Genomic DNA, 12,941 nt, shown 5'->3' on the forward strand with positions numbered 1-12,941 from the left:
TACTTTTTTTAAATCCATTTCACAATAGTATTACATTGGTGAAATAATGAGAGTGCAAATTTTATTTCTAAGTTTATTATTCAGTTTAATCGTAACGACTCATGCTTGGGATGACTGCCCATTCGGAGTTACTGATTCAGATTGTAAGTTTCCGGGGGCCTGTGGAAGATATATTGATACAAATAACAATAATATATGCGACCACTCTGAACCAGTTCCCGAAAATTCAGAAACACTTTCTAGTTCTGAAAATGCAAACTACGATGATTTAGTCGAAATTTATGTTTCGTTATCTGGAAAAGAATTAAAAACATATACGATTAAAGAAGTTTGCGAGTATTACGGCATAAAAACTGAATCCTTGAAAAATAAGTTAAATATTAATGTGGACGATGAGGTTACAATTGATCAAGTTCGCTCGATTTACGGTTTATCAGTTTTAGAAGTAAAATACGCAATATTTGATTGCATGGTAGATGAAGGCGTTGTAAATATTACTGAAAATACAATTTCAGAAGAAAATAAGTCTTTTTCAGAAAAAATAATTGATTTTTTATTTACCTGGATAGATTTAAGTAGTTTTTGGTGAATTAAATGAAAATTGGCTTCCAAACGATAAGAAATCTAATTAAAACATCCTTTTTAGGGTTTTTTTTAATAAGTAATAATTTTTGTCTCTGTATTTTAGGTTTTGTTCAAAGAATACTTTTAACATTTAATTTGCAAGAATTTACACCACAATTAATCGTGTTTCCTGCAATTGCGGTTGTATTTGGAAGGCTATTTTGTGGATTTGTATGCCCATTTGGAATTATCTTTGAATGGACTTACAAGTTAAAAATGAAAATGAAAAAATCTAAAATAATACCTAAATTCAATCCAAAAATTCACGAGAAATTGATTTATTTAAAATATATTCTATTAGTAATCGGGCTTTATTTGACTTTTAAATATGGATTTTATGTCATTTGCACAGTTTGTCCTATTGGATCATTTGTTGGCTTAAATGGAACGGTAATTTCATTCATACTTTTAGGATTGTTCCTAATTGGCGGATATTTTATACCCATGTTCTTTTGCAGGTATTTCTGCCCGATTGGGGCACTTCTTGGACTTTTATCAACAAAACCGGTTTTTAAAATAAAAACAAACGATAAATGTACTAAATGCAGACTCTGTGAAATGAATTGTCCAATGCAAATTGATATTTTAAATAATATGGACGAAAAAGAATGTATCAGGTGTTTTGAGTGTGTAAGTGCCTGTAAAAAAGGCGGAATAAAATACGAAAAATAATTTTTACATTTTACTTTTTTAATTTAAAAATAAAAAATGGAAAAAAGAGTTAAGATTTTTTAATTTATCCTATATACACAAATCTTGCTGCAAAGACAATTGCGAGTAAATATACAATTGGGTGTACTTCTTTTGCACGTCCTGCAATTAATTTAATTAATGGGTAGAAAATAAACCCTAATTGAAGTCCTGTTGCAATGCTGTACGTTAATGGAATTGTAATTAATGCAATGAATGCAGGAACTGATTCTGTAATATCTTCCAAATCAATTCTTTTTATTGCAGAAATCATCAAAGCTCCAACAATTACCAGTGCAGGTGCTGTCGCGTATGCAGGAATTGCTGCAACAAATGGTGAGAAAAATATCGAAAGCACAAACAATGCAGCAACTACAACTGAAACAAATCCAGTTCTTCCACCAAGTCCAATACCGGAAGCGGATTCAATGTAGCTTGTAACTGTCGAAGTACCAAGAGCAGCTCCAACCGCAGTTGCAACTGAGTCAGACATTAATGCTTTTTCTGCTTTTGGAAGTTTTCCTTCTTTTAAGTATCCTGCTTGCGAGCTAAGTGCACTAAGTGTTCCAAGAGTATCAAACAAGTCGACAAAGAAGAATGCCAAAATTATGTTTATGAGGCCAAAACTAAGAGCACCCATAACATCCATCTGCATCAGTGTTGGTGCTAGTGATGGAGGCATTGAAACTAAACCTGCAGGGAGTGCTGAAATACCAAGTCCCATTCCAATTACTGCGGTTAAGATAATACCCCATAGAATTGCACCCGTTACTTTTCTAGCCATCATTGCAGCGGTTGCAAATAATCCAAAGAGTGCTAAGAATGTTGCAGGTGAAAGCACGTTTCCAAGACCCACCAGGGTAGCTTCGTTTGCAACGATAACTCCCGCAGATTTTAAACCAATAAATGCAATAAATAACCCGATACCAACAGCAGTACCGTATTTTAAAGCGTCAGGTATTGCATCAAATATCCACGTTCTAATTTTAGTTAATGTTAACAAAATAAATAAAATACCAGAAATAAAAACAGCACCAAGAGCAGTCTGCCAACTTAGGCCCATGCCCATTACCACACCAAATGTAAAAAATGCGTTTAAACCCATTCCTGGTGCAAGTGCAAACGGATATTTAGCATAAACGCCCATTATAAAAGTACCGAGTGCAGCGGATATACATGTTGCAACCATTACTGCTCCAAAGTCCATCCCCGCTAGACTCAAAATTGACGGATTTACAAATATGATATATGCCATGGTCATGAACGTTGTAACCCCTGCCATGGTCTCTACTTTGAAGTTTGTGTTGTGTTCTTCAAACCCAAAGTACTTAGCCAAAAAATTTGCCATAACCTCACCCCAATTAATTAATATATAATATAAGCAACTAATTATGATATAAAGATTACATTTCAATCATAAAATTTAGAAATTTAGTGATAATAATGTTTAAAAGAGAAGAAATCATTGAAATGGCTAATAAGGACTTTGAAAAAGCATGGATTGAAACTAAAGACCTTATAAAAGCTAAAAAGGTAAACGAAAGTTACCCGAGAATAAAACCAGTTTTTGGAAAAACACATCCTGTAAATGACACTATAGAAAATTTAAGACAGGCATACCTTAGAATGGGTTTTGAAGAATATATAAATCCAGTAATTGTTGATGAAAGAGATATTTATAAACAGTTCGGCCCTGAAGCTATGGCAGTTTTGGACAGATGCTTTTATTTAGCGGGACTTCCACGACCTGATGTTGGATTGAGCGATGAAAAAATTTCACAGATTGAAAAACTTGGAATTAAAGTTTCTGAACACAAAGAAAGTTTGCAAAAAATACTTCACGGATACAAAAAAGGAACACTTGACGGTGACGATTTAGTTTTAGAAATTTCAAATGCTCTTGAAATTTCAAGCGAGATGGGTTTAAAAATTTTAGAAGAAGTTTTCCCTGAATTTAAGGATTTAACAGCAGTTTCTTCAAAATTAACTTTACGAAGCCATATGACTTCAGGATGGTTCCTTACTGTTTCAGACCTCATGAACAAAAAACCGCTTCCATTTAAACTCTTTTCAATTGATAGATGTTTTAGAAGGGAACAGAAAGAAGATAAAAGCCACCTGATGACATACCATTCCGCATCCTGTGCAATTGCAGGTGAAGGCGTGGATATTAACGATGGAAAAGCAATCGCAGAAGGTTTATTATCACAGTTTGGGTTTACAAACTTTAAATTCATTCCTGATGAAAAGAAAAGTAAATACTACACCCCTGAAACTCAAACTGAAGTTTACGCATACCACCCAAAATTAAAAGAATGGCTCGAAGTTGCCACATTTGGAGTATATTCCCCAGTTGCATTAAGCAAATACGGAATAGATGTGCCAGTAATGAACTTGGGACTTGGTGTTGAAAGACTTGCAATGATTTCTGGAAACTTTGCAGATGTCCGTGAAATGGTATACCCGCAGTTTTATGAACACAAACTTGATGACAGGGCTGTCGCTTCAATGGTAAAACTCGATAAAGTTCCAGTAATGGATGAAATTTACGACTTAACAAAAGAATTAATTGATTCGTGCGTTAAAAACAAAGATTTAAAATCTCCTTGTGAATTGACAATTGAAAAAACATTTTCGTTTGGAAAAACTAAGAAAAATGTAAAAATAAACATTTTTGAAAAAGAAGAAGGTAAAAACTTGCTCGGACCTTCAATTTTAAACGAAATATACGTTTACGATGGAAATGTAATTGGAATTCCTGAAAGTTTTGACGGAGTAAAAGAAGAATTCAAAGAATTTTTAGAAAAAGGAAAATCTGAAGGAGTTGCAACCAGTATTCGATACATTGATGCGCTCTGCTTTAAACTTACTTCAAAATTAGAAGAAGCAATTGTTACAAATACATCTGAATTCAAAGTTAAAGTCCCAATTGTTAGAAGTTTAAGCGACATTAACCTAAAAATCGACGATATCGCATTAAAACAAATAATGAGTAAAAATAAAGTAATCGATGTTAGGGGACCAGTCTTTTTAAACGTCGAAGTAAAAATTGAATAAAAATTTTAGATTGATTTCATAGATATAAAATAAGCAGTACTTGCCCAGCAATCAATTACTGATTTTATATTTCTTTTTCCATATTTTTTGTATGCCATTTTTCTAAGTTCGTATATAGTATCGGTTAATTCATCCCTACCCATTAAAGGAGCTTTTAACAACAAATTAACCGCTTTTTGATCAATATTTACCATTTTATTATTAGTTTTCATTATTATACCTCTTTTCTGAGTATACTCGATAAATAAAAAAATTGTTGAATTTTGAATTTAAAATCCAAAAAACCTGCCCATAGTATGTACAATAATTCCAACAATTGTTGCAAGTCCTAAATTATATGCTAAACCAAACCCGGTCCATTTTAAACTCCTTGTTTCAAGATATAGTGCTGCAATTGCTGAAACACACGGGATATATATCGTTGAAACGAGCGCAAGAACAAATGCATTCAAAGGAGTTAAATATTCCAGAATATTTCCCGAATAAGATATTTCTAAAACTGAAACTACGAGTTCTTTTGCAAATATTCCAAATAGAAGTGATAATCCCGCAGTTCCGTCAAGACCCATTAACATAGTTAAGGGTTCTATTATAGTTCCGATACTCATTGCATAATTGTAATCTGGAGTTGGGTATGTTGTGAGTGCATAGAATAAAACAGACCCCAGTGCAATTACAGTTCCTGCTTTTTTCAGAAATTCCTTACCTTTTTGCCACGTCATTTTAAATACATTTTTCCAATCCGGAACTCTGTACGGGGGCAGCTCAAAAATTAAATCGTCAGATTTGCCCTTAATTAGCTTTCCTAAAATGTACGAAACCAGCATCATCAGCAGAATTGTTATACCGATTATTGAAATTGTAAACAATGTTGCATTTTGTGGGAAAAATACTGCCGCCAAAAACCCGATTATTACAAATCGTGCTGAACATGGAACTAATGGGGCTACAAGCATTGTAATTAGTCTTTCTTTATGATTTGAAATAAACCTGGATCCCATAATACCTGGAACAGTACAGCCTAAACACGTTAGAAGAGGAATCGTTGATTTTCCATTCAAACCAAATTTGGACATAATTCCATGCATTAATGCAGTTACTCTCGATAAATATCCTGTATCCTCAAGTACAGAAAGTGATAAAATCATCAGAAATACTAGGGGGAAGAATTCAAGGACTGCACCAACTCCCGAAAAAAGTCCGTCAATTAAAATCCCTTGATAAGCAGAAGGTATAATTAATGACAACGATTCAAGGATTACTTCAAAAATTCCAGCTATTATTCCCGTGAATACATCACCCAAACCATATACGAATTTAAACATTAGATAAAACACAGCCAAAAATACTAAAAAACCGTATGCAGGATGTGTAACGATCGAATCTACGTCATCGTAAAATTCGCAACCCTTTGTAACTTCAGATAAAATATCATCTATTTTTTTATATCTCTGTTCAACGACGTAACTTTCTATATCGTGTTTTATTTCATTTTCAACTTTTTCTTTGATATTATTCCTTAAATTTACTATATCTTCGTCAAATGTACTTAAAAATTCAGGATCGCCCTCTAAAAGTGCAATTGCAATTCCCCTTCTAGATATTTTTTCGTATTTTTTAGGAATTAAACTTGCATTTATGTTATTTTCCAAGACTTTGGCAGAGTCTTCTAAAAGTTTACTGTACTTTATTTCCTGTTTTTCAGGACTGTAATCATAAACCGCTTTTTTTAGTTCGTCTATCCCGATATTGTATCTACCCGAAGTTTTTAAAACCACACTTTGAAGTTTTTCACTTAATTTTTTTATATCAATTTTCATTCCAGATTTTTCCGCTTCATCGATTAAATTTAGACAGATTACAGGAGAAATTCCAAGCTCCATTAATTGTAAAGTTAAATAAAGATTTCTATTAATATTAGACGTGTCAACAATGTTTAAAATCACATTATTCTTAGTTTCAGCTGATTTAATTATAAAATCTCGCGAAATTTTTTGATCTATCGAATCAGAATTTAATGAGTAGATTCCAGGTAAATCTGTAACCATGAAATGTACATTTTCATATGTAAATTCACCTTCCCTCTTTTCTACAGTAACTCCTGGCCAGTTACCAATTTTTTGACTACTGCCCGTAAGAACGTTGAATATTGTGGTTTTTCCGACATTTGGCTGGCCTAAAAGTGCAATATTTTGAAAATCGTACATTTTATTACCTCTTAAAAGCACTTTTTGAACATATGCAACTTTTGTTACTGCAATTTGAACATGAAGCCTTTATTGTTAATTTTGAAAGTTTTACGATTAAATTTTCGAATAAATTTTCACTTTTTTTCATATCATCACCTTTAAATTACAAAAATAGAACTTGCGAGTTGCCTTCCGATTGCAATTTTTGAATTTCCAAGCCGTACTGTAATCGGCCCTTGATTTCGAATATTTATAAGAGTCAGTACCGAACCAGGAATTATTCCAAGTTCATAAAATTTTCTACCGTGCCCCTCGACCTTAACTACTGTGTATGACCCGGGTTTTTTGCTTAAGATACAGTTCATAACCTGCCTCCAAAAATTTACTTTGTCTGATTTGACATATTTTAGTTTGATTAAATTATTTAAGTGTGCTTAAATAATATTGAATAAGATTTGTTTTTAGAAATTGAATACTTAAAAGACTAAAATTTATAACTACATTCTATGATTTTTTAGGGGTAAAAAAAATCTTAAAAAGTCTATTTGGTTTATTTAACAAGTGTTTCGGTTCATTAAATAAATCGTAATCGGTATCCGCATTTAGTAATAAAAAATTTATTCATCAAAACACCTGCCCATATACATTTTATAAAACTGGCAATTTTTTCTTTTACCAGTTATTCCGGATTTTGAACTCATATTTTCACATTTTTTATTTTATTAAGCATCCTTAAAATATTTAAGTGCGCTTAAATATTGTAAGTGCACTTAAATTATATAAATTTTTCTATGATAACCGGTAAAAATTGAATATAATTTAAAGAGTAAAAAAGAATTTTATTTTTAGATTTCTGCAATTAATTCCCTTATTGCATCTTCAACACATTTAGCTTTTACAACACCGGATGCAAGCAAAACACCGTTTGTTCCAAGTTCAAGCGCAGATTTCACATCTTCTCCTTTTGAAATACCTGCACCACACAATATTTCAACATTTTTGTTAATTTCTCGAACTTCCCTAACAGTTCCAGATACAACTTCAGGATTTGCTTTTGAAACAGGCATTCCACTTCCAATTAATTCTGGAGGCTCTACTGCAATAGAAGTTGGATTTAGCGCAGAAACTGCTTTTGAAACAGTTATATTGTTTGTACATACGACAGTTTTTAATCCCAGTTTAATTGAAATTTCGATGCATTTTTCAAGGTCTGCAAGAAGCATTCTTCTTTCAGAGTGGTTTAAAAGAGTTCCTGTAACTCCTGCATCTTTTAATACTTCTGGCAATATATGTCCCGTGCTGCTTCCAGGATTTACCGCATCCATGTGTTGCGCATAAACTGGTATATTTACTTCTTCTAAAATCATTCTTAAATCTAAAAATTGAGGTGCTACTCCTATCGTAACACCTGACTCGTCTGAAACTTTTTCTGCAGCTTTTGCAATTACTAAACCGCTTTTACCAATACTTTCCGTGTAAGTTTTGTAATTTATGATCACATTTGGCTTGATACTACCACCGCCCTTAATTATAATAATCTTTTTTAAAAAAATTAATATTTATAGGTAACTTTTTGAAAAAAGGAGAATTTAGATTTTTATTTCTTTTAATGCTTCTTTTACTTCCACATCTTCGTGAACAATTTTACAGATTGCACTCGTAATTCCCTTGACATCTTTGTGTTGGAACACGTTTCTTCCAGATGCCACACCTTTTCCACCTGCGTGCATTGCATCTTTTACCATTTGTAAGAATTCTTCGTCAGTGTTTGTTTTAGGGCCACCTGCAATAACAATTGGAGCAGGACATCCTTTAACAACTTCTTTGAATGTATCTGGGTCACCAGTGTAATTTGTTTTGATGATATCAGCACCAAGTTCAGCACCGAGTCTTGCAGCGTGAGCAACTACTTCAGGGTCTTTTTCATCTTCAATTTTTGGACCTCTTGGGTACATCATTGCAATTAATGGCATTCCCCATTGTTCGCAGGTTTCTGAAATTAAACCTAAATCCCTGTACATTTCAAAGTCGGTTTCTGCACCAACGTTTACGTGTAATGAAACTGCATCTGCACCGAGTCTCATTGCATCTTCAACTGTTGTTACAATCACTTTTTTATTTGGGTCTGGTGAAAGGGAAGTTCCTGCTGACATATGTATGATTAACCCGATATCTCTTCCGTAGCCCCGGTGTCCATGCCTTACAAGACCCTTATGGCCTAAAACTGCATTTGCTCCACCATCAGCAACTGCATTTGTCGTAATCCTCATATCTTTCAGTCCATCGAGTGGCCCCGATGAAACCCCGTGGTCCATAGGGATTATCACCGTTTTTTCACTTTTTTTATCGAATATTCTTTCTAATCTGATAAGTTTTCCTACGTTTTTGATATTGTCGAACATTTTCATAAACAATCACCGTTAAAAGTATATAGAGTCGTCTTTGGATTTATAGTATATAGTATGGAGAATATACTCTTGTCATTAAATTCCTTAAAATCTGCAAAACACCGCAATCGTACTTTTTTACGAATACAGCTTAATTTAACCAAACAATCTCAGCAGTTAATAATACCACTGGTATGAAAAAAACAATCTAAACCCTAATGCGCCACATAATTTATTTATAATACATTCCGAATTCCTGATGTTACTCTGCCTATGCGTCATTTTCCATCCCTCTTTTTTTCGTTTGTAGTAGGTCTTTAATTTTGTTTTTTTATTTTACAAAAATTCATCTAGCTATATTGATATATATATTTTCCGATTTTGTTCATTGAAAAATAAACCGCAGATTGAATGAATTTTAAATTATACAATTCTATAAATATCCACTGGAACGTTTACAGCCTTTTTAGTATGGAATTCATAAATTGCAGGGATTCTAAAATCTGCCTGGAATATATTCGTAATTTCTAGTCCTTTTTCTTTAACGTAATTTATTAAAAAATCCCTCGTTGCAGTATTGTGGATTGTGTAAATTACATCCCCAATTTCAAACGCCTTATCTAAAAAAATCCGGTCAGCATACTTTTTTTGAGATCCAAACGGCGGATTTTGAATAACTACCTTTTTTAAATTATTAAAATCGGAAAAATTATCTTCAAAATATTTTTTATCGATGTTTTTAACGTCAGAATTTATAAAATCGACCGTTAAATCCAAATTTGAATTCATATTTAAATTTTTCAAATTTTCTTTTGCTGTATCAATTGTTTCTTTATCAATATCAATCCCAACTGCATGTTCTGCGCCAAGCACTTTAGCACCGATTATAAGCCTACCGCTGCCACAACCAAGGTCAATTACAAAACTGCCTTTAATATCGTCTTTAGCAAACAATAAAAACTCGCTTGCGAGGTTTCCTTCGATAGAATACTGTTCAAGGTGTGCTTTTGGTTTTGGATGCGGTTTTAAATTGTCAAGTAAAATTTCAAGGTGTCTCTTTTTCATAAAAATCCCAAAAATCATTATAAGAACTGATTAAAATTACAACTATAAAAAATCATTATTAAAAATAAAATTAGTTAAATAAAAAAATAATTATGGTTAAATTAAGTTATTCTATGTCGATTCCAGTTCTCTTAGCTTTTTCTGCTTTTGGAAGTGTCACAATTAACATCCCATTTTCAAATTTAGCAGAGGAATTTCCTTCGACAACAGGTGCGGGTAATTTTATGGTTTTGTAAATTTCTTCGTCCTCAGGTACTTCTGAATAAATTATTTTTTCGGACTCCATTATTGCCATTGGAACTCTTTTTGCCCTTAATTCAAGAGTTTCTCCGATTGCATTGATTACAATGTCGTTTTTATTTACTCCAGGAACCATTGCAATTATCTTAATTGTTTCGTCGCCTTCAATCAATGTTATAGGCATGAAACCTTTTCCGCTGATTTCTAAGCCAATTGAGCTCATTTGAAACATGGATTTTCCCATTGGGCCACCAAAACCTTCCATAGGAATGCCCATGCCGAAAACCTTAAAGATTTCTGAAAATGGATCTTTTGGATCTCTACCAAACATGTTTTATCACCCCGTTTCTAATAATACTTACTTTGAAGTTCTATATAAATATAATAGGTAATAATTTTAAAAATAGTGCTTCAAATGTAATATATTTAAAATAAAAGGACGTAACATTGTATTACTAATTCCTATTGCCGCAAGGTGGAAAATAATGTTTGGAAGTTTAAAGGAAAAATTAAATAGTACAATTTCAAAATTAAGCGATAAAATTTATTCAAAAGGGAATGCTAAACCTGTAGAAGAGCCAATTTTAGATGAAACTCCGGAAAAAATTATTGAAGAAAACGAAACAATCTCAGAAGATTCAACAAATATTTTGAAAGAATCAGGAACTGAATCTTTCGCAAAAAAGGAAAAAGTTGGATTTTTGGATAAGTTAACAATTACAAAAAGCATTAAAAAAGTTCTTGGAAAAGATGTAGTTTTAACGGAAAGTGATATTGAAGATATACTTGAAGAAATGGAAATGGAACTTTTTGAAGCAGATGTTGCATTTGAAGTAGTCGAAAAAATTATTGAATCACTAAAAAACCAGCTTGTTGGACTTAAAATATCTGCTAAGGATAATCCTGAAGAAATAACGATAAATGCACTCAAAAAATCCATAAAAGAAATCTTATCTCAGGAACAAAGTGATGTTTTTAAACTTATCGATGAAAAAAAGGCTAAAGGAAAACCTGCAGTACTGCTATTTGTTGGAATAAACGGAACTGGAAAAACGACTTCCATCTCTAAATTAGGATATATCTTAAAAGAAAGAGGATATTCTGTAGTAATGGCTGCAGGCGATACTTTTAGAGCTGGTGCAATAGAACAGCTTGAAGAACACGGAAAAAATACGGCCATTAAAGTTATAAAACATCAAAAAGGTGCAGACAGTGCTGCAGTAATTTACGATGCGATAAGCCATGCAAAAGCAAAAGGAATCGATGTGGTTCTTGCAGATACTGCTGGACGACAGACTACAAATATTAACTTAATGGACGAAATTAAAAAGGTAGTAAGGGTTACAAAACCCGATTTGATCATATTTGTTGGAGATTCCCTTGCTGGAAACGATGCAATATCCCAAGCAGAAGAATTTAATAATGCAATTGATATTGATGGTGCAATCCTTACAAAAACAGATGCAGATGCAAAAGGTGGTGCTGCACTATCCATTGCATACTCAATTGGAAAACCAATTCTTTTCATGGGCGTTGGTCAAAGATATTCAGATATTCAAGAGTTTGACGTCGAATGGATGGTAAAAAAACTCTTTTCAGAAGAAGATACTAAATTATCGTCTGAAAGACAATTTTAATGGCTAACTTTAATATTTATAGTTCCTATCTTTTGGATTAATTGGCAAATTATATAAATATTAAAAACTTAACTTTTTTAACTAATTTACCGGTGGTATCGTGAGTACTAAATTACCTTATTTGATAACTGCCTTTGGGATATCAGTTAATGTTTTAGGCGGATTTATTGCTACATTTTATGAATTACCCATATTTTTAAATAATCTTGGGACCATACTATGTGGATTGTTGCTGGGGCCTGCAGGTGGTGCAATAACCGGCCTTTTTTCAAATCTGATAATTGGTTCTACCGTTAATTCTATTTATATTCCATTTACAATCGTAAATGTTGTTGTGGGTTTTGTTGCAGGTTATGCCGCAATTAAACATAATCGTGAGTTTACTTCAATGATAGTGCATGCTTTTTTAATATCAATCATAGCATTATGTCTTGCAATGCCAATAGAGATATTCATCTTTGGAGGGCCACTTGACCAGACCCTTATTTCATACGCCTCAACAATAACTGCAAATACGGGATTAAACATGTTTACTGCAACATATTTTGCAGAATTTCCACTAATGGTTGCAGATATTGTTTTGTCTGCGATTTGGGCTTATGCAATATTAATGTTACTCCCCACAAAAGTACTGACTATGTTAAAAATCAATAATGAAAATATTTAACCTTTTTTTAATTTTTAAACTAATTTAAGCGTTTTTTGGCTGAAATAACATCCAAAACATATTGTCGCTGCAAGAAATATCAATAGGGATATATTTAAGATATTTTGATCAGGCGCTAAATAATTTATAAATAAAACTGAGAATCCAAGTAAAATCAGTAATTTACACGTAATTAAATGTAATTTTGGATATTTTATCATATTTTTCGCCGTTTTATTTTTTTAAACCTTAAACTGTTTTTTATTTTAAATTCTTTTTAAATTGTATGCTAATTTATATCAGTTGTTCTTTTCTGCTGTTTATAATCTTATATATAATATTTTACCCATATTTATTTGGAATAAAAAAATGTTTTTCAAGGTTGTTAATGTTTGGAGGGTAAACT

General features: G+C 32.4%; 13 protein-coding genes. 5 read left to right on the top strand and 8 right to left on the bottom strand.

The window, feature by feature from the left end; genetic code table 11:
• Positions 1-46 precede the first annotated feature (46 nt).
• Positions 47-589, top strand: coding sequence for a hypothetical protein (locus tag HNP90_RS07805; protein WP_012068234.1), 543 nt, complete (start codon positions 47-49; stop codon positions 587-589).
• 5 nt (positions 590-594) lie between these two features.
• Entirely contained in the window at positions 595-1,296 is a 702-nt protein-coding gene (locus HNP90_RS07810) for a 4Fe-4S binding protein (protein WP_012068233.1), read from the top strand.
• 64 nt (positions 1,297-1,360) lie between these two features.
• Here HNP90_RS07810 and HNP90_RS07815 read toward each other — a convergent pair whose 3' ends face one another.
• The gene (locus HNP90_RS07815) at positions 1,361-2,662 is read right to left on the bottom strand and encodes an NCS2 family permease (RefSeq protein WP_012068232.1); all 1,302 of its coding nucleotides are present in this window, start codon (positions 2,660-2,662) and stop codon (positions 1,361-1,363) included.
• Positions 2,663-2,757: 95 nt separating this feature from the next.
• On the opposite strand from HNP90_RS07815, the gene sepS reads away from it, so the two are divergent.
• Positions 2,758-4,371: an O-phosphoserine--tRNA ligase gene (gene sepS / locus HNP90_RS07820; protein ID WP_012068231.1), complete on the top strand. Its 1,614-nt coding sequence runs from the start codon at positions 2,758-2,760 to the stop codon at positions 4,369-4,371.
• Positions 4,372-4,376: 5 nt separating this feature from the next.
• On the opposite strand, the gene HNP90_RS07825 is transcribed toward sepS, so the two are convergent.
• The 7 genes from HNP90_RS07825 to HNP90_RS07855 form a co-directional block, all read right to left on the bottom strand.
• Positions 4,377-4,583 carry a hypothetical protein gene (locus HNP90_RS07825; RefSeq protein WP_012068230.1) on the bottom strand — a complete coding sequence of 69 codons (207 nt, stop codon included), beginning with the start codon at positions 4,581-4,583 and terminating at the stop codon, positions 4,377-4,379.
• Positions 4,584-4,640: 57 nt separating this feature from the next.
• Positions 4,641-6,578, bottom strand: a complete 1,938-nt coding sequence (feoB, locus tag HNP90_RS07830; protein WP_012068229.1) for a ferrous iron transport protein B — start codon at positions 6,576-6,578, stop codon at positions 4,641-4,643.
• Positions 6,579-6,718: 140 nt separating this feature from the next.
• Complete coding sequence (locus tag HNP90_RS07835) at positions 6,719-6,925, bottom strand: FeoA family protein (RefSeq protein WP_012068228.1); 207 nt, start codon at positions 6,923-6,925, stop codon at positions 6,719-6,721.
• 480 nt (positions 6,926-7,405) lie between these two features.
• Positions 7,406-8,059, bottom strand: coding sequence for a triose-phosphate isomerase (gene tpiA / locus HNP90_RS07840; protein WP_012068227.1), 654 nt, complete (start codon positions 8,057-8,059; stop codon positions 7,406-7,408).
• A 90-nt stretch (positions 8,060-8,149) separates the two neighbouring features.
• A complete protein-coding gene (locus HNP90_RS07845) occupies positions 8,150-8,968 on the bottom strand; it encodes a 2-amino-3,7-dideoxy-D-threo-hept-6-ulosonate synthase (RefSeq protein ID WP_012068226.1) in 819 nt (272 codons plus the stop codon).
• Positions 8,969-9,370: 402 nt separating this feature from the next.
• Positions 9,371-10,012 (bottom strand): METTL5 family protein, encoded by a 642-nt coding sequence (locus tag HNP90_RS07850; protein WP_012068225.1) that lies wholly within the window; start codon positions 10,010-10,012, stop codon positions 9,371-9,373.
• A 106-nt stretch (positions 10,013-10,118) separates the two neighbouring features.
• A complete protein-coding gene (locus tag HNP90_RS07855) occupies positions 10,119-10,583 on the bottom strand; it encodes an Hsp20/alpha crystallin family protein (RefSeq protein WP_012068224.1) in 465 nt (154 codons plus the stop codon).
• A 154-nt stretch (positions 10,584-10,737) separates the two neighbouring features.
• Here HNP90_RS07855 and ftsY point away from each other — a divergent pair, with 154 nt between their 5' ends.
• Positions 10,738-11,889 (top strand): signal recognition particle-docking protein FtsY, encoded by a 1,152-nt coding sequence (gene ftsY, locus HNP90_RS07860; protein ID WP_012068223.1) that lies wholly within the window; start codon positions 10,738-10,740, stop codon positions 11,887-11,889.
• Positions 11,890-11,989: 100 nt separating this feature from the next.
• Complete coding sequence (locus tag HNP90_RS07865; RefSeq protein WP_012068222.1) at positions 11,990-12,556, top strand: ECF transporter S component; 567 nt, start codon at positions 11,990-11,992, stop codon at positions 12,554-12,556.
• Positions 12,557-12,941 lie beyond the last annotated feature (385 nt).

This window comes from Methanococcus maripaludis (genome assembly GCF_013760955.1).
GTDB classification, from domain to species: Archaea; AGJL01; Methanococci; order Methanococcales; family Methanococcaceae; genus Methanococcus; species Methanococcus maripaludis_A.

What these genes read in the sequence shown, in the direction of transcription:
- HNP90_RS07850 (WP_012068225.1), bottom strand. Translation starts at nt 10,012, where the DNA reads ATGAAAAAGAGACACCTTGAAATTTTACTTGACAATTTAAAACCGCAT.
- HNP90_RS07845 (WP_012068226.1), bottom strand. Translation starts at nt 8,968, where the DNA reads ATGAAAATGTTCGACAATATCAAAAACGTAGGAAAACTTATCAGATTA.
- HNP90_RS07805 (WP_012068234.1), top strand. Translation starts at nt 47, where the DNA reads ATGAGAGTGCAAATTTTATTTCTAAGTTTATTATTCAGTTTAATCGTA.
- HNP90_RS07835 (WP_012068228.1), bottom strand. Translation starts at nt 6,925, where the DNA reads ATGAACTGTATCTTAAGCAAAAAACCCGGGTCATACACAGTAGTTAAG.
- feoB (WP_012068229.1), bottom strand. Translation starts at nt 6,578, where the DNA reads ATGTACGATTTTCAAAATATTGCACTTTTAGGCCAGCCAAATGTCGGA.
- HNP90_RS07825 (WP_012068230.1), bottom strand. Translation starts at nt 4,583, where the DNA reads ATGAAAACTAATAATAAAATGGTAAATATTGATCAAAAAGCGGTTAAT.
- HNP90_RS07810 (WP_012068233.1), top strand. Translation starts at nt 595, where the DNA reads ATGAAAATTGGCTTCCAAACGATAAGAAATCTAATTAAAACATCCTTT.
- HNP90_RS07815 (WP_012068232.1), bottom strand. Translation starts at nt 2,662, where the DNA reads ATGGCAAATTTTTTGGCTAAGTACTTTGGGTTTGAAGAACACAACACA.
- sepS (WP_012068231.1), top strand. Translation starts at nt 2,758, where the DNA reads ATGTTTAAAAGAGAAGAAATCATTGAAATGGCTAATAAGGACTTTGAA.
- HNP90_RS07855 (WP_012068224.1), bottom strand. Translation starts at nt 10,583, where the DNA reads ATGTTTGGTAGAGATCCAAAAGATCCATTTTCAGAAATCTTTAAGGTT.
- ftsY (WP_012068223.1), top strand. Translation starts at nt 10,738, where the DNA reads ATGTTTGGAAGTTTAAAGGAAAAATTAAATAGTACAATTTCAAAATTA.